Origin of the sequence: Mycolicibacter virginiensis, from assembly GCF_022374935.2 — a bacterium.
Lineage (GTDB): Bacteria > Actinomycetota > Actinomycetes > Mycobacteriales > Mycobacteriaceae > Mycobacterium > Mycobacterium virginiense.
Map to the genome: position 1 here is coordinate 1,051,538 of NZ_CP092430.2, position 14,967 is coordinate 1,066,504.

Genomic DNA, 14,967 nt, shown 5'->3' on the forward strand with positions numbered 1-14,967 from the left:
GACTGAACGCATCGACTTAAACGAAACGGCCCGTGGAGCGTGATGCTGGCGATACTGCTTGCCCATGTTGTTGGCACCGCTGCCGCACCAGCGTTGGTGCGCAGGTGGGGCAGGGCGGCGTTCTATCCGCTGGGATCGATCCCGCTGGTATCGCTGGGTTGGGTGGTGGCGAACTGGCCGGCCGGCCCGGCCGCCGACCATCGCGTCACGGTGCCCTGGGTGCCCGGACTGTCGATGGACATCGCGCTGCGGTTCGATTCATTGAGCGCGATCATGTGCGTGCTGGCGCTGGGGATCGGCGCCCTGGTCTTGTTCTACTGCGCCGCATACTTCCGGCCGGTCGGGGCGCATGGGACCGATCCGCGGCTGCCCAGCTTCGCCGCGAAGATGGTCGGTTTCGCCGGAGCGATGTTCGGGCTGATGGTCGCCGACAACGCACTGGTGCTCTACGTCTTCTGGGAAATGACGACGGTGTTGTCGTTCCTGCTGATCGGTCACTACGCCGAACGTGCGGTCAATCGCCGCGCCGCCATCCAGGCGTTGCTGGTGACCACCGCCGGCGGGCTGGCCATGCTGGTCGGCATCATCATGCTCGGCAACGCCGCGGGCACATACCTGTTGTCGGAGCTGGTGGCCCATCCCCCGTCGGGCACCGTCGTCACCGTTGGGGTGCTGCTGATCCTGGTCGGCGCGCTCAGCAAGTCGGCGATCGTGCCGCTGCACTTCTGGCTGCCGGGCGCCATGGCGGCACCGACACCAGTCAGCGCTTACCTGCACGCCGCGGCCATGGTCAAGGCCGGGATCTATCTGGTGGCGAGGCTCGCCCCGGGGTTCGCCGATTCGCCCGGATGGCGGCCCACGCTGCTGATTCTGGGCTTGGCCACCGCGCTGTTGGCCGGATGGCGGGCTGTGCGCGAGTACGACCTCAAGCTGCTGCTGGCATACAGCACCGTCAGCCAGCTGGGCCTGATGATCGTGCTGGTCGGAGCCGGCACCGGTGACCTCATGCTGGCCGGGCTGACCGCCATGTGCGCGCACGCGGCGGCCAAGGCCACCCTGTTCATGGTGGTCGGGATCATCGACCATGCCACCGGCACCCGCGATCTGCGTGAACTGGCCGGACTCGGACGCCGTTGTCCGGCGCTGTTCGTGATCGCCGCCGCGGCCGCCGCCAGCATGGCCGGAGTACCGCCGTTCGTGGGCTTCATCGCCAAGGAGACCATCTTCGGCGCCGAGGCACAGTCCACGGTCCTGGGCTCTGCCGGTCCGTACGTGCTGGCCGCGGGCGTGCTCGCCTCGATGTTCACCGTGATCTACAGCGTGCGGTTCGTGTGGGGCGGCTTCGCCAGCAAGGGCCGGACCGTGCCGAGTGCTCCCGTGGCCGAACTGCACCGACCGGAAGTGTCCTTCCTGGCACCTCCGGCCGTGCTGGCCGGCGCCAGCCTGGTCTTGGGGTTGTGTGCGCTCACCCTCGACACCGTGTTGCGCAGCTACGCCGACACCATGCCCGGCGGAACCGGCTATCACCTGGCGCTGTGGCACGGCGTGGGTCTGCCGGTGTTGCTGTCGGCACTGGTCCTGGTGGTCGGCACCGGTGTGTTCGCCGCCCGTGGCCCGCTGCGTCTGTCCCGGTTGCGCCGGCTGCCGATGGGCAAGGCGGATCGCATCTATGACGAAGTCCTTCGGCTGCTCGATGTGGCAGCGGTGCGGCTGACCGGTATCACCCAGCGGGGCTCCCTGCCGGTTAACCAGGGGATGATCTTCGCGACGCTGGTGGTGCTCCCGCTGACGGCGCTGGCATTGGGCGCGCGAAACCAGGTCGAACTGCACCTGTGGGACACCCCGCTGCAGTTGACCGTCGCGGTGCTGGTGGTCGCCGGCGGGATCGGCGCGACCATGGCTCGCAACCGGCTGTCCGCGGTGTTGATGGTCGGGGTGACTGGTTACGGGTGCGCGGCGGCATTCGCTTTCCACGGTGCGCCCGACCTGGCCCTGACCCAGCTGCTGGTCGAGACCGTGACCCTGGTGATCTTCGTGCTTGTGTTGCGCACGCTTCCGGCGGAGGCCGAGCGACCCACCATGGCGCTGAACCGGCTGCCGCGCATAGTGCTGGCCGCCGCGGCAGGCGTCAGCGTCGCGGTGCTGGCGGCCTTCGCGATGGCGGCGCGCACCCGCGACGGCGTGGCCGAAGCGTTGCCCGAAGCGGCGTACGTCCGCGGCCACGGAGCCAACACCGTCAACGTGCTGCTGGTCGATATCCGAGCCTGGGACACCCTCGGTGAGATCTCGGTGCTGCTGGTCGCCGCGACCGGTGTGGCCTCGATGGTGTTCCGCAACCGCCGATTCGGCCGGGCACCACGGATTGCCGATGCCGGCACGCCGCGCAAGACCGCGGGCATCACCACGCCCTACAGCCCGGCGATCGGGTCCACCACCTGGCTGCGGGGCAGCGCTTACCACGATCCCAACGAGCGGTCGCTGGTGCTGGAGGTCGCGACGCGGGTCATCTTCCCGCTGATCATGGTGGTCTCGATCTACTTCCTGTTCGCCGGGCACAACTATCCCGGCGGTGGCTTCGCGGGCGGGCTAGCCGCCGGACTGGGGCTGGCATTGCGCTACCTGGCCGGCGGTCGATACGAGCTCGGCGAGACACTGCCCCTGGACTCCAGCAAGATCCTGGGTGTGGGGCTGGCCTTGGTCGGTGGGACCGCGCTGGCGTCATTGTTCCTGGGGGCGCCGGTGCTGTCCTCGGCGGTGCTGAGCTTCACGTTGCCGGTGGTGGGGCACGTCGATGTGGTGACGTCATTGTTCTTCGATCTGGGCGTGTATCTGGTTGTGGTCGGCATGGTGCTCGATGTGCTGCGCAGCCTGGGCGTGCGATTGGACCAGGAGCTTGAATCGCATCCCCCGACCCGACCGTTGGCAGGAGTGTCATGACCGCCCATCTGATTCCGTTGCTGATGGCCGCCGGGCTCACGTCGTGCGGGGTCTACATGTTGCTGGAACGCAGCCTGACCCGAATGTTATTGGGCCTGATGATGATCGGGAATGCCATCAACCTGCTGATCATCGATGTCGGCGGACCTGACGGGAATCCGCCGATCCTCTGGGCCAGCTCCGGTAAGGAAACCGACGCCGACCCGCTGGCTCAGGCCATGGTGCTGACCTCCATCGTCATCACCATGGGCGTGGGCGCGTTCGTGCTAGCCCTGACCTACCGCTCTTACAACCTGACGACCACGGACGACATCGGCGACGACCAGGAAGCCACCCGCGTCTCGCAGCTGTCCGACGAAGAGGTCATCGCCGCCGAACCGGAACAGGGCGTGCCAGTGGCCGCCGGTGACCTCGACGCCGTTCCCGAAAGCGAGGTGTCACGGTGAGTCTCGCCGCTGTCTTGATGCCGCTGCCGGTGTTGCTGCCCACGCTGGGCGCGGCACTGACGCTGATCGTCGGCCGTCGTCCCCGGCTCCAGCGCCCGATCACCATCGGTGTGCTGTGTGCGGTGGCCGCGGTCAGCGCGGCGCTGCTGTATCTGACCGACCGCAACGGCACCCTGGTGCTGCATGTCGGAGGCTGGGGTCCGACCGAGCAGAAGGTGGGGCCGCTGGGCATCAGCCTGGTCGTCGACCGATTGTCGGCACTGATGCTGGTGGTGTCGGCGGTCGTGTTGCTGGCGGTCATGGTCTATGCCATCGGGCAGGGCGTGCGCGACGGCGACGACCGCCAGCCGGTGTCGATCTTCCTGCCCACCTATCTGACCCTGGCTACCGGCGTCTCCCTGGCGTTTCTTGCCGGTGACCTGTTCAACCTGTTTGTCGGGTTCGAGATGCTGCTCTCGGCGAGCTTCGTCTTGCTGACCATCGGCGCCAGTGCCGAACGCATCCGCGCCGGCATCGGCTACGTGATGGTCTCGATGGCCTCGTCGTTGGTCTTTCTGTTGGGCATCGCCCTGGTCTACGCCTCGACCGGAACCTTGAACCTCGCCGAACTGGCGACGCGGACCGGCGCGCTGCCCAGCGGCACCCGAAGCGCGGTGTTCGCGGTGCTGCTGGTGGCGTTCGGCATCAAGGCCGCGGTGTTCCCACTGTCGGCGTGGTTGCCGGACGCGTATCCCACCGCGCCCGCCCCGATCACCGCGGTCTTCGCCGGGATTCTGACCAAAGTCGGTGTGTACGCGATCATCCGGGCGCACTCCCTGCTGTTCCCCGACGGCGGCCTCGACTCGGTGTTGCTGGTCGCGGCGCTGTTGACCATGCTGATCGGGATCTTCGGTGCCATCGCGCAAAGCGATATCAAGCGGATCTTGTCCTTCACGTTGGTCAGCCACATCGGTTTCATGATGTTCGGGGTCGCGTTGTCGAGCCAGCTGGGTATGTCGGGCGCGATCTTCTACGTAATGCACCACATCATCGTGATGACCACCCTGTTCCTGGCGGCCGGACTGATCGAACGCCAGGGCGGCGCCTCGTCGCTGCACCGGCTGGGCGGTCTGATCGCCAATCCGTTGTTGGCTTTTGTGTTCCTGATTCCCGCGTTCAATCTCGGTGGTATTCCGCCTTTTTCGGGCTTCATCGGCAAGACCGCCGTGCTGCAGGCCGGGGTAGGTGACGGATCGGTGCTGGCCTGGTGCCTGGTGGGCGGCGCGGTCGTGACCAGTCTGCTGACGTTGTACGTGCTGGCGCGGGTGTGGACCATGGCGTTTTGGCGCCGCCGCGTCGACGCCCCCGAGGGAGAGCTCGTGCTCGCCGCTCCGCCGGTGCTGCTTGACGACGTCGGCGACGTTGCCTACAACGACCGTGATGACGTCGGAAAGATGCCGACGTGGATGGTGGTCCCGACCCTCGCGCTGATCGTGCTGGGTCTGTCGCTGAGCGTCCTGGCAGGTCCGATTTTCGCCTACACCGAGCGGGCGGCCGCCGAGGTTCTGGACCGGGGCGAATACATCTCGACCGTGTTGTCGGTGGGTACACCATGAGGGCTCTCGCGCTGAGGATCTTCGCGGTGTCGGCGCTGGCGACCGTGTGGGTGCTGTTGTGGGGCCGCTTCACGATCCCCAACATCGTCACGGGGATCGTGGTCGCGATCGTGATCATGGTCTTGCTGCCGATGCCCCCCGTACCGGTGCAGGGCCGGGTGCATCTGGTGCCACTGGTGAGGCTGTTGGGGCTGTTCACCTGGTACCTCATCGAGTCCAGCATCCAGTTGATGTGGCTGGCGATCCGACCCGGACCGCCGCCGCGCACCGGGGTGCTACGGGTGCCGCTGACCATCAAATCCGACCTGGTTTTGGTGCTGGCCGCCAACATCACCACGTTGATTCCCGGATCGATGGTGCTGGAGATCGATCAGGTACGCCGGATTCTGTATTGCCACGTGATCGATGTCGGGTCTGCGCCAGCGGTCGAACGTTTCTTTCAGCAGGTCGCGCAGGTTGAGCGATTGTTGATCGCCGCCTTCGAGCGTGACGACGAGTGGCTGCCGGCGGGGGTGGACGCATGAACGTGATCTGGGGAACGGCGGGTGTGCTGTTGGGCTTCGCCGCCGTCATCACGATGTATCGGCTGCTGGCCGGCCCCAGTACCTTGGACCGGCTGGTGGCGCTGGACACGCTGGCGGCAATGACCATGTGCGGTATCGGTATCTGGGCTGCGGTCAGTCGCGACACCACCGTGACCTACAGCCTCGCGGCACTGGCGCTGGTCGGCTTCATCGGGTCGGTGAGCGTGGCACGCTTCCGGGTGCCTGACGACGCACCTGACCTGGGGAGGCAATCGTGATCCTGCTCGACGTGCTCGCCGGCGTGCTGGTGCTCGCCGGTTCGGTGCTCGCGCTGACGGCGGCCATCGGGGTGGTGCGGTTCCCCGACACCTTGGCCCGGATGCACTCGGCGACCAAACCGCAGGTGTTGGGCCTGTTGCTGGTGCTGTTCGGTGCGTTGATCCGACTACGCGGCAGCCACGATGCGGGCATGGTGACGGTGAGCATCCTGTTCACCCTGATCACCGCGCCGGTGGTCGCACACCGGGTGGGTCGGCTGGCCTACCAGGAGCAGGACATGACCGAGGTGCTGAGCGTTGACCAGCTCGGCGAGCTGACCGAGGACGATCAGCTGCCGCTGTGAGCGGGGCGCAGCACCGCGACCAGGAAATCGGAGTCCGCGGTGAAGGGCCGCAGGTCCCAGGTGGCCAGCAGGAGATCGGTCGCGAAACCGGCGGCCGACGCGTCGCGCAGGAACTGATCGAAGTCGTAGTCCCGGTTGGCGCCGAAGCCGATCACGGTCCGGCCGTCGTCGGCGCAGTGGACGCGCAACCGGCGCAGGATCTCCGCGCGCGTGCTCGGGGCGACAAATGCCATGACGTTGCCCGCGGACACGATGAGATCGAACGGTTCGGAGATGCCGCGGGCGGGCAGGTCGAGCTCGGCGAGGTCGCCCACGAGATAGCGCGGTCCGGGATAGTCCTTTTCGGCGGCCTCGATGAGCTCCGGGTCGACGTCGACACCGACCACGTCGTGGCCGCACTTGGCCAGGACGCCGGCGACTCGGCCGGGGCCGCAGCCGGCGTCGAGGATGCGGGCGCCACGGGAAGCCATCGCGTCGATCAAGCGTGCTTCGCCCGCCAGATCGTTACCGGCGCGGGCCATCTCGCGGAAGCGTTCGATATACCACTGCGAATGCCCGGGATCGGCGGCGACTTTCTGCATCCAGAGGCTCTGCTCGACCATGAGTGCATTCTCCCAGGGGCGTCACGGGGTGGGCAGGCGGACTTCCAACGAATCCAGTACTGCCTGCTTGGCGGCGATGTAGTGGGGGTTGTCGGCGTCGGTGGTCTGCAGGGTGACCGTGATGACCCAGATCCGGGCCTTGGTGTTCTGCACGGCGATGAGCAGGCCGGTCGCGGGTCGGCCCTGCAGGTTGTAGGTGATCGTTCTGCTCGGAAAGCCCGACACCGTGCCTGGGATGTCGGTGTCGAGCTCGCCGATGACGGCGCTCACCGCGGCGCGTTCCTTGGCCAAGGCCTGCGCCGGCAGTGCGACCTGGCCGGTGAGGTCCTCCATCGTCACCACCGCATTCGGGGTGAAACCGTGCCGGCGCAGTTCCTGGCTGTAGAGCACGCCGCGCACCGGCGGTGAGTCATTGCTGGGCAGGAACTCCCAGCCGGGAGGCCGCGGGAGGGTGATCGTCGGTTCGTCGACGTCGCGGGGATCCAACGTGATCGATCCCTCGCCGGGTGGGCGACCAGAATTTTCCACTGCCAACTCCTTATCGCCCGGGCCGCCAGAGCTTGCGGAGGTAGGCGCCGCCGAAGCCGAGGTAGGAGAAGACCGCCCCGGCGGCGACCGCACCGATCAGGTCGGACGTTTGGGGATTCTTCATCGAGCTGTAAAACGCGATCGCGAACAATGTGGCCGACACCATCGGTCCGATCAGCCAATAAAGCCACTTCGACATCGCGTCCTTGCGGGGGTCCACCGGGATGGCGATGAGAAGCATCACCAGCAGGGCGACCCCGATGATGCCGTTTGCGTTAGTGATGATCAATCTCCCTTACCGGTGTGCCGAAGTCAGCCGAACAAGCCATGCCAGACATTCGAAATTCCTTCGCCCACTTCCTTGCCGAACTCGCTGCCGACGAAGCCGCCGACTACCGCTCCGGTGCCGGCACCGAGGACCGCTCCGATGGCGGTTCCCGGCCCAGGACCGAAGAAGGTGCCGACGACCGCCCCGATTTCTGCACCTGTCTGGGCTCCCAGCCCGGCGCCCACCAAGCCTCCGGTGACATCACCAACGGTCTTGGGGACCACATCGACCGCGGCGGTGGTCCAGGGGACGCCGTTGTTCAAATCGTTGTTGAACTCCATGGCCCCGTTCGCCACGGTGACGACGTTCCCGAAGAAGCCCAGGCGTTTGCCGAACTTCTCGACGCCCTCCATGGCTTGGGAAACCGGGACACCGCCGGGAATGGCGGGGCTCGGCGACCCGCCCGGAGCGAATGCCGGCAGGTCTGGCCGGACCCAGGGAGCATTTGCCTGCCCACCGGCCGCGGCGAGGCCATCCCCGACGTTCCCCCACTTGCCGTTGATCTCCGTCGGCTTGGTCGGGGTAGGTGGCGGGCCCTGCGGCCGGGTCATCACCGGCGTGCCCGGTGGCACCCACGGCGGTGGGGTTGCCCCGGCGCCGCCGTCCCCGGCTTTACCGTCCGGCGTTCCGGGGGCTTGGCCATTGGCGCCGCCATTGCCGCCGGCGCCGCCGTCGGCTCCCGCTGGGGTACCGCCTGCGGGCGGTGTCTGCCCGGCGCCGCCGTCGGCGTGGCCGTTGGGCGTGCCGTTGGTTGGGCTGGCGGTCCCCGGAGCGCCGTTGCCGGCTGCGGGCTCGCTGTCGGCGTCGAACTTGCGGACCACGACGTCTGGGTCGTAGCCGTCCTTGACGCGCAGGTTGGTCAGAGCCTGTTTCAGTGTCTTGGAGTAATCGTTGCGGATAAACGTCTCGTTGTGCAGGGCCGTCTCGGTGTCGGCCTTGGCTGCCCGACGAACCTCCTCGATATCGGCGTTGCGATCCAGGCCCTGGCTCTCCAGGTCGAGGTAGTGGCCGATCAGATAGTCGGCGGTCCCCAGGTTCTCATTCAGTGACTTGATGTTGCCGCGGGAGGTTCCGCGGGCTTGAGCCAGTGCGGCGGCGATGGTCTCGAGGTCGGCGGCGATCTGTCCGAGTTGCTCGTTGGTGGCGTGCAGGCTGTCTTTGACACGCTGGACTTCGGCGCCGTTGTTGATGGGTTGCTCGCCGTTTTCGCGGTTGTACTGCGTGAAGTGTTCTTCGGCGGTGCGGAAGGACTCTTCGGCGGCGGTGGCCGAACCGGCGGCGGAGTGGAAGGCCTGGGCCAAGAAGTTGATCTGGGTGGGGCTGCCGGCCTGCAGACTGTCGTCGATCGCCCACGGATCACCACCAGCCTGCGCGACGAGTTCGTCGACGTTCAGGTGCTGCAGGGTGGGACGACTCACTGTTGGGGGCCGGCGACGTCCCGCAACAGTTTGGCGTTGTGGTTGTCCATCTCGGTGAAGCCGGCGGCGGCGGTGCGCACGTTCTCGGCTATGCCGGTGAGGTTCTGGTGGTGGCCCTGCAGGGCGTCGCGATGACTGTCCTTGGCGCTGCCCAACGCGGCGTGGAAACCGTGCGCGTCATCGAAATCGCCGAACATTTTGGCGGTCACGCCGGCCACGTCGAGGCGCTGAGCACCGTCGTTGGCGTGCCCGCCGGCGTCGTCGGACACGTTTGCTCCGGTGCGCAACACATGGGGGTTGACGTGCATCGCCTGCCACCTTCCGTCCGCTTGTGTCGAGGTCAAAGCCTACCGGCGGGGGCTGAACCGTCAATTCACCCGCAGCAGATCGGCCAGCAGCAAGGGAAAACCCTGTTTCGCCACCGGGGGGCGAATCCTAGATTCGGCCTAACGGGATTGCGGGCGGAAGGCCGGGAGAAAAGGAGCGCCAGCCGTGAGCCTGAAAGGTGTTGTCGTTGCGGCAGCCCTGGTCGGCACCGCCGTCGAGGTGTTCAACCCGAGCGGGCCGGGACCACTGTCGGGTTCCTACACCATGACCATCACCGACGGCGCCGGAATCGTCCGGGCCGGGTCGGCCTACCCCTGGTTCTTGTCCCCGTGCGGCCCAGGCTGTCTGAACGTCCGCGACACCGCCATCGGCTGGGACAAGGATGCCCACCTCGAGGGCAATAGGTGGGTATGGACCATCGATGACGGGAAGCTGACCCATTCCTTCGATCAGAAGACCCTGGCCGGGAAACTGGCCGGCTCGTCAACCACCATCTGGTGGGTGTTGACCAAGAACGCCTGACAGCGGCCCGGTCACACCAGCGGGCGACCGGCGCGGATACGGCGGTCGAGGTCCCACAGGATCAGGTTGAAGGGGAAGCCGCGCAAGAACTGCGGTAGCAGGTTGTTGATTCCCCGAAGAACGCCCATCAACCGGTCGAACCGGCGTTGCTTGTCGGCGTCCCACGGCAGCTGCATCTCGTCGCGGAAGCGCTGCGGCAGGAAACCGGTTGTGATCAGCAGCGCGAGCCGCTCGTTCGCCCGCTGCAATGGGCCGGGCAGGGTCAGGCCCCGCAGCCGGCTCGCCGCGATCGGCTTCAGGTACTCGCGAACGGCGTCGTCGATGTGGACCTTGTCCAGCTGCTCCTGCCAGTACCGGTCAAAGGCGGCCCGGTCGGCGGGCCACATGTCCTCAGGCACCTGCAACATGGTGGCCATCGCCTTGCCCTCGTTGCGGTAATGCCGGTCGGCATGCTCGTCGTCCATCTCACCGAGGAAGATGCGGTGGATGTCGACGTTGCCCTTGTAGAGGCAGGCTCCCACCCACAGCTGCAGGTCACGGTCGAATGCGTTGTACTTCACCGGGCTGTCGGCGGTCGAGCGAACCTGGCGGTGCGCACTGTTGACCGCTTCGCGGAAGGCGGCCTTCTGCGCGTCGCTGCCTTGGGTGGAAACCACCAGATAGGTGAACGTGGTGCGAGCTCGCTTGATCGGATGCAGGTCCACCCGGCCGCTTTCGACCTTGCTCTCCATCACGCCGTAGCCCACCCCGGGCCGCGCCAGTTGCATGATCACGTTGGCGGGGCCGGCCAACAATGCCACGCCCATCATCATGTTGTCGTCACAGGTGACCTGTGGCAACCACGAACGTCGGCGTGGGGCGGGGTGCGCACCCAGCGAGTCGTTCACCGAACGCTCCACCAAGGGAACCGGCTCGCTGATTGTCATTACTGCACCTCGCTAATTGTGAGAACGTCGGTTTCCTGATATTGCCTAGCTGAGAGCCCGGTGTCAAGATGGTGGACGTGGTTTCCGCCGTTCCCGAGCGCCCCTACCGAGGTGTGCAAGCAGCCGACCGGCTGGCCGAGCGCCGGGAACGCCTGCTAGCTGCCGGTCTCGACGTGCTGGGAGCCCGCGAGTTGGTCGAGTTGACCGTGCGAGGGATCTGCCACCGAGCCGGTGTGGCGTCGCGGTATTTCTATGAGAGTTTCGCCGACAAGGACGAGTTCGTGGCCGCGGTGTTCGACCGGGTGGTCGGTGACTTGGCGACCAGCACCCAGGCCGCCGTTGCCGCGGTGCCTTATGCCGAGCAGACCCGGGCCGGCATGGCCCATCTGGTGTCTGCCATTGCCGGGGACGCCCGCGTCGGCCGAATGCTGTTCAGCACGCAGCTGACCAATGCACTGCTAGTGCGCAAACGCGCTGAATCCAGTGCACTGTTCGCGATGTTGTCCGGCCGCCACGTGCAGAACGTCTTGCGGGTGCCGGGCAACGACCACATCAAGGCGGTCGCGCATTTCGTGGTCGGCGGGGTGGCCCAGACAATCAGTGCCTGGCTGGCCGGGGATATCAACCTGGCGCCGGACCAACTGGTGAACCAGCTGACCGCGCTGCTGGGCCAACTCGACGATCCGGCCCTGTTCCGGGGCTAGTTTTATGGCGGCGGCCCGCTGCGCCCGGCTTCGCCGCGCTTGCGACCACCGCTAGGCCGATGGCGGTGGCCCGCTGCGCCCGGCTTCGCCGCGCTTGCGACCACCGCTAGGCCGATGGCGGTGGCCCGCTGCGCCCGGCTTCGCCGCGCTTGCGACCACCGCTAGGCCAGCGCTTGCGCTATCGCATCGAAGGCGCGCAGGGTGTCCGACAGCATCCGGGAGTCGGCTGCGTAGGACTGGGTGGAAACCTTGGCGGCGACCACCTCCGCGGCCCGATCGACGTAGATCAGCTGGCCGCACATGCCTTGGCACAACACCACGGTGTTGCCCGGATAGGGGAACCACACCTGATTGCGGTACATCCCGCCGGGCATTCCGGTGTCGTCCGGGCTGGCGGCGAACGCCTGACGTGAGTCCGGACCGCCGTCGAGCGTGTCGGCGATCCACGCCGCCGGCACCACCTGCCGGCCGGTCAACGAGACACCGTCGCGGGAGAACAGCGACCCGAATCGGATCAGGTCGGTAAGGCAGGTGCTGATGCCGCCGTCGAAGAATCCAGTGCCGACCGGGTCCACGCCGATGGTGGCGTCACATTGCGCACCGATGCGGCTCCACAGCAGTTCCGACATCAGATCGGGCATCCGCTGGCCGCCCGCGACCTCGCAGATCCAGCCCAGCACGTCGGTTTCGCATGACCGGTATTCGAACGCGCCGCCGTGTTCCGACTTCTGCCGCAACGTCAGCAGGAAGTCGCGCAGGGTGGCCGGACCGTCCTCGCTGCCTCTGGGGGCCCAACCGACGGCCTCGTCGAGGGCGTGTATCTCCGCGGTCGGGTGCAGGTAATTGTCCGAGAAGGCGATACCCGATCTCATATCCAGCAGGTGGCGCACCGTCGCCCCGGCGTAGCCGCAGTCGGCCAGGGCAGGCACGTATGAGGTGACCGGTGCATCAAGGGCGATCGCCCCAGTACCGTGCAGCGCGCCGACGACCGCGGCCACCATCGACTTGCTCACCGAGAACAGCAGGTGCCGGGTGTGTGCGCTCATTGCGCCCCGGTACTCCTCGGCCACCAGCGCGCCGCGGTGGGCGACGGCCCACCCGTCGGTCGCGGTGGCGTCCATGACGGCACCGACGGTCGTGACGGCCCCCTCGCTGGTGGTCACCGGGACCTCGGCCAGCTCGGCGCCCGTCGCGGGCCATGCCGCGACGGGCCCGGTCCCACGCGCAATCACCGCAGTCGCCACGAAGTCTTCGACGTGCTGAAACGACCACTGCGAATACGGGTCGGACAGCCAGTTTTCTAGGGAGATCCCGGCCGGGCGGTGACCGGGCGCGACGGCGCTCACGCGCGTGCGACGAGCCGGGAGACGATCGGCGTGGCCGGGGCCAGCGGGGTGGAGGCGAACTGCGCCTTGAGGCCGTTGACCCATCGTCGGCAGCGCTCGGTGAGCTGATAGTCCGGGGTCTGCAGGTGCCCGCGGGTGACGAGCACACCGAGTTGAGCGCCCTGGCAGCGCAAATCACCCGGTGCCGCCACCCGCATGTAGAAGGCCTCGGACTCGTCGAGCAGGGTGGCCCAGTCATTGCCCTGCCGGGCGAAGGAGGCGCGCCCCTCGTCGTCGAGGCGCCACACTCCGGTGCGCGGCGTCGCGGTGAACAGTTCGACGTCCGAGGCGGTCTCCGAGAGGATCAGTTGACCCCAGACCTCGTTGTCGCCGTAGCCGCGTTCCCAGCGTGCGTTGATCTCGTCGATGTCGAGTTCGTAGTCGACATCCATGTACTCGAGCAGGTGGAACAGGAACAGCGGGATGTCGGCGTAGGCCTCGGTGGTCAGATTGGTCATCGGGCTCGCCCCGGACAGCCGCGGGTTGACCTCGCCGAGGTAGAGCTCGTCGGCATCGAGATCGTGCAACAGGTCCACTTCGAAGTAGCCGCGGTAGCCTTCGCGCTTCAGGACATCGCCCAGCTTGCGCACCATCTGGCGCGCGATGTGCTTCTGGGCGGGCGGCAGGGCCTCGCGCCAGACATCGTTGCCGCACCAGCTGCCCTTGTTCGGCGTCAGCTCCGGGTAGCCGACCAGACTCGTCATCGCGGGGCCGATCACCGTGCCGTGGCGGGTCACCGCACCTTCGAGACATATCTCGACGTTGCGAATGCGCTTCATGACTTTGATCTCCTGGTCGACCAGGTTGCCGGCGCAGTGGTCCCAGTCGCCCCGGCCGCACACGAAAAACGTCGCGCTGCCGGCGTTGCCGTACGCGGCCTCGACCACCAGGTCATCGCCGAGGTCGGCGCTCTGCGCCAGCGCCACCAACTCGTCGTAGGAGCCCACCCGGCCGATCGCGTGCGGCACGCTCGGCACACCCGCTTCGTCGGCCAGGCGCGTCATGACGATCTTGGAACCGAGGCGATGGCGAAGTTCAGCAGGGGGGTGCATGACGTTGAGCCCGGCCTGGCGCGTCAGGGCCTGGGTCTCCTCGTCGAGCATCACAAAACAGGCCCGGCCGCCGGGGCCGCGTCGGGCGATGAAGTCGAGCGTTTCGGAATCACGCAGCAGGTGGTTGCAGACGTCTCCCATGGAGTCGAAGTCGATGCGGTCACGGCGCCGGGGTACGAACACTCGCGAATGGGCGCCCTCGAAAGAGTCGAAGTAGGTCAGGTAGAAGAAGTTTCGAACCCAGCGGTCGATGCCCAGCAGGTTGAACGGGGTCGGCGAGATGAAATACAGCGGTGCGGTGTTGGTGTGGAAGAACGCGCGCACGTCGGAGATGCCGTTCAGACAGCGGCGCGGCGCTTCCATGCCCAAAAGTGTGCGCCTGCTCTAGCGCACGTGTCGAGGTCGATGCGGCCCGGCGTCAGCTGCGACGTTTGCGGCTCTTGCGCCGAATGCCGACCCCGCCCCACAGCGAGAAGCCGCGCACCTTCACCGTCGGTGCACCGGGGGTGCCGGTGCCTTCGACATGCTGGTCAAAGCCGCCCATCACGCCATAACCGTGGATGTCGACGTTGACCTCGGGCGGCAGCAGAATGGTCTGCCCGCCCATGATGGAGTAGGCGTTGATCTCGACGTCCGGCGAGGTGAAGTCGGCGTAACGCAGGTCGATCACGCCGCCGCCCCACAGCGAGAAGGTGGTCAGCCGCTTGGGCACGTTCCACCGACCGCGCCGCTCGAAGGAGCTCATGATCGCCAGCAGCAACGTCGACGGCGCGGGTTTGCAATCACCACCGCGATGCGGGCACACCGAGGAGCCCGGCAGGTCGGCACGCAGGCCGTCGAGCTCGTCGTAGGTCTGCGCCGCGTAGGCCTTGGCGAGCCGCGCCTCGTACTCGCTCATCGGCAACTGACCCTGCGCGACGGCGTCGCCGAGCACCTGCGCCAACTGGATCCGGTCGGTGTCAGCGGCGCGCGACTGGGCGCCAGTGGTGTCGACGCCGCGCCGGGTTGAGTTCCTCATCGGATACGTAGCCTACGACTAACCGCGTTTGCC

Annotated in this window: 17 protein-coding genes; 8 read left to right on the forward strand and 9 right to left on the reverse strand. The window is 67.0% G+C overall.

Features of this window, described 5'->3' with window-relative positions; translation table 11 throughout:
• Positions 1-42 precede the first annotated feature (42 nt).
• Genes MJO54_RS05175 through mnhG form a run of 6 tightly spaced genes read left to right on the forward strand, consistent with a single transcriptional unit; the run spans position 43 to position 6,124 of the window.
• Entirely contained in the window at positions 43-2,937 is a 2,895-nt protein-coding gene (locus MJO54_RS05175) for a Na+/H+ antiporter subunit A (protein WP_064890658.1), read from the forward strand.
• The gene (locus MJO54_RS05180) at positions 2,934-3,383 is read left to right on the forward strand and encodes a Na(+)/H(+) antiporter subunit C (RefSeq protein ID WP_064890632.1); all 450 of its coding nucleotides are present in this window, start codon (positions 2,934-2,936) and stop codon (positions 3,381-3,383) included. The genes MJO54_RS05175 and MJO54_RS05180 overlap by 4 nt, the downstream gene beginning before the upstream one ends.
• Positions 3,380-4,978, forward strand: a complete 1,599-nt coding sequence (locus tag MJO54_RS05185) for a Na+/H+ antiporter subunit D (protein ID WP_396877396.1) — start codon at positions 3,380-3,382, stop codon at positions 4,976-4,978. Before MJO54_RS05180 ends, MJO54_RS05185 begins: the two co-directional genes overlap by 4 nt.
• Positions 4,975-5,502 carry a Na+/H+ antiporter subunit E gene (locus MJO54_RS05190; RefSeq protein WP_064890630.1) on the forward strand — a complete coding sequence of 176 codons (528 nt, stop codon included), beginning with the start codon at positions 4,975-4,977 and terminating at the stop codon, positions 5,500-5,502. The genes MJO54_RS05185 and MJO54_RS05190 overlap by 4 nt, the downstream gene beginning before the upstream one ends.
• On the forward strand, positions 5,499-5,780 hold the full coding sequence (locus MJO54_RS05195) for a monovalent cation/H+ antiporter complex subunit F (protein WP_064890656.1): 282 nt from the start codon (positions 5,499-5,501) through the stop codon (positions 5,778-5,780). The genes MJO54_RS05190 and MJO54_RS05195 overlap by 4 nt, the downstream gene beginning before the upstream one ends.
• Entirely contained in the window at positions 5,777-6,124 is a 348-nt protein-coding gene (gene mnhG / locus MJO54_RS05200; protein WP_064890628.1) for a monovalent cation/H(+) antiporter subunit G, read from the forward strand. Before MJO54_RS05195 ends, mnhG begins: the two co-directional genes overlap by 4 nt.
• Here mnhG and MJO54_RS05205 read toward each other — a convergent pair.
• The 5 genes from MJO54_RS05205 to MJO54_RS05225 are packed head-to-tail and all read right to left on the reverse strand — an operon-like array spanning position 6,109 to position 9,308.
• On the reverse strand, positions 6,109-6,726 hold the full coding sequence (locus MJO54_RS05205) for a class I SAM-dependent methyltransferase (RefSeq protein ID WP_064890626.1): 618 nt from the start codon (positions 6,724-6,726) through the stop codon (positions 6,109-6,111). The genes mnhG and MJO54_RS05205 overlap by 16 nt on opposite strands.
• Before the next feature lie 21 nt (positions 6,727-6,747).
• A complete protein-coding gene (locus MJO54_RS05210; RefSeq protein ID WP_165604516.1) occupies positions 6,748-7,254 on the reverse strand; it encodes an LpqN/LpqT family lipoprotein in 507 nt (168 codons plus the stop codon).
• Positions 7,255-7,264: 10 nt separating this feature from the next.
• Entirely contained in the window at positions 7,265-7,543 is a 279-nt protein-coding gene (locus tag MJO54_RS05215) for a hypothetical protein (protein ID WP_046284182.1), read from the reverse strand.
• Between the two features lie 23 nt (positions 7,544-7,566).
• Positions 7,567-9,000, reverse strand: a complete 1,434-nt coding sequence (locus MJO54_RS05220) for a putative alpha/beta hydrolase (RefSeq protein ID WP_065152086.1) — start codon at positions 8,998-9,000, stop codon at positions 7,567-7,569.
• Positions 8,997-9,308, reverse strand: coding sequence for a DUF2563 family protein (locus MJO54_RS05225; RefSeq protein ID WP_064890620.1), 312 nt, complete (start codon positions 9,306-9,308; stop codon positions 8,997-8,999). The genes MJO54_RS05220 and MJO54_RS05225 overlap by 4 nt, the downstream gene beginning before the upstream one ends.
• A 184-nt stretch (positions 9,309-9,492) precedes the next feature.
• Between MJO54_RS05225 and MJO54_RS05230 the strand changes: the two genes are divergently transcribed.
• Entirely contained in the window at positions 9,493-9,849 is a 357-nt protein-coding gene (locus MJO54_RS05230; protein WP_065152087.1) for a hypothetical protein, read from the forward strand.
• An 11-nt stretch (positions 9,850-9,860) separates the two neighbouring features.
• Here MJO54_RS05230 and MJO54_RS05235 read toward each other — a convergent pair whose 3' ends face one another.
• Complete coding sequence (locus tag MJO54_RS05235; RefSeq protein WP_046284179.1) at positions 9,861-10,775, reverse strand: oxygenase MpaB family protein; 915 nt, start codon at positions 10,773-10,775, stop codon at positions 9,861-9,863.
• A 68-nt stretch (positions 10,776-10,843) separates the two neighbouring features.
• Between MJO54_RS05235 and MJO54_RS05240 the strand changes: the two genes are divergently transcribed.
• Entirely contained in the window at positions 10,844-11,479 is a 636-nt protein-coding gene (locus MJO54_RS05240; RefSeq protein ID WP_064890614.1) for a TetR/AcrR family transcriptional regulator, read from the forward strand.
• 161 nt (positions 11,480-11,640) lie between these two features.
• Here MJO54_RS05240 and MJO54_RS05245 read toward each other — a convergent pair whose 3' ends face one another.
• Genes MJO54_RS05245 through MJO54_RS05255 form a run of 3 tightly spaced genes read right to left on the reverse strand, consistent with a single transcriptional unit; the run spans position 11,641 to position 14,934 of the window.
• A complete protein-coding gene (locus MJO54_RS05245; RefSeq protein ID WP_046284177.1) occupies positions 11,641-12,825 on the reverse strand; it encodes a serine hydrolase domain-containing protein in 1,185 nt (394 codons plus the stop codon).
• Positions 12,822-14,279, reverse strand: a complete 1,458-nt coding sequence (locus MJO54_RS05250; protein WP_240175738.1) for a biotin carboxylase — start codon at positions 14,277-14,279, stop codon at positions 12,822-12,824. The genes MJO54_RS05245 and MJO54_RS05250 overlap by 4 nt, the downstream gene beginning before the upstream one ends.
• A 55-nt stretch (positions 14,280-14,334) precedes the next feature.
• Entirely contained in the window at positions 14,335-14,934 is a 600-nt protein-coding gene (locus tag MJO54_RS05255; protein ID WP_046284176.1) for a DUF1707 SHOCT-like domain-containing protein, read from the reverse strand.
• Positions 14,935-14,967: the final 33 nt, after the last annotated feature.

What these genes read in the sequence shown, in the direction of transcription:
- MJO54_RS05175 (WP_064890658.1), top strand. Translation starts at nt 43, where the DNA reads ATGCTGGCGATACTGCTTGCCCATGTTGTTGGCACCGCTGCCGCACCA.
- MJO54_RS05180 (WP_064890632.1), top strand. Translation starts at nt 2,934, where the DNA reads ATGACCGCCCATCTGATTCCGTTGCTGATGGCCGCCGGGCTCACGTCG.
- MJO54_RS05190 (WP_064890630.1), top strand. Translation starts at nt 4,975, where the DNA reads ATGAGGGCTCTCGCGCTGAGGATCTTCGCGGTGTCGGCGCTGGCGACC.
- MJO54_RS05195 (WP_064890656.1), top strand. Translation starts at nt 5,499, where the DNA reads ATGAACGTGATCTGGGGAACGGCGGGTGTGCTGTTGGGCTTCGCCGCC.
- MJO54_RS05205 (WP_064890626.1), bottom strand. Translation starts at nt 6,726, where the DNA reads ATGGTCGAGCAGAGCCTCTGGATGCAGAAAGTCGCCGCCGATCCCGGG.
- MJO54_RS05225 (WP_064890620.1), bottom strand. Translation starts at nt 9,308, where the DNA reads ATGCACGTCAACCCCCATGTGTTGCGCACCGGAGCAAACGTGTCCGAC.
- MJO54_RS05235 (WP_046284179.1), bottom strand. Translation starts at nt 10,775, where the DNA reads ATGACAATCAGCGAGCCGGTTCCCTTGGTGGAGCGTTCGGTGAACGAC.
- MJO54_RS05240 (WP_064890614.1), top strand. Translation starts at nt 10,844, where the DNA reads ATGGTGGACGTGGTTTCCGCCGTTCCCGAGCGCCCCTACCGAGGTGTG.
- MJO54_RS05250 (WP_240175738.1), bottom strand. Translation starts at nt 14,279, where the DNA reads ATGGAAGCGCCGCGCCGCTGTCTGAACGGCATCTCCGACGTGCGCGCG.
- MJO54_RS05255 (WP_046284176.1), bottom strand. Translation starts at nt 14,934, where the DNA reads ATGAGGAACTCAACCCGGCGCGGCGTCGACACCACTGGCGCCCAGTCG.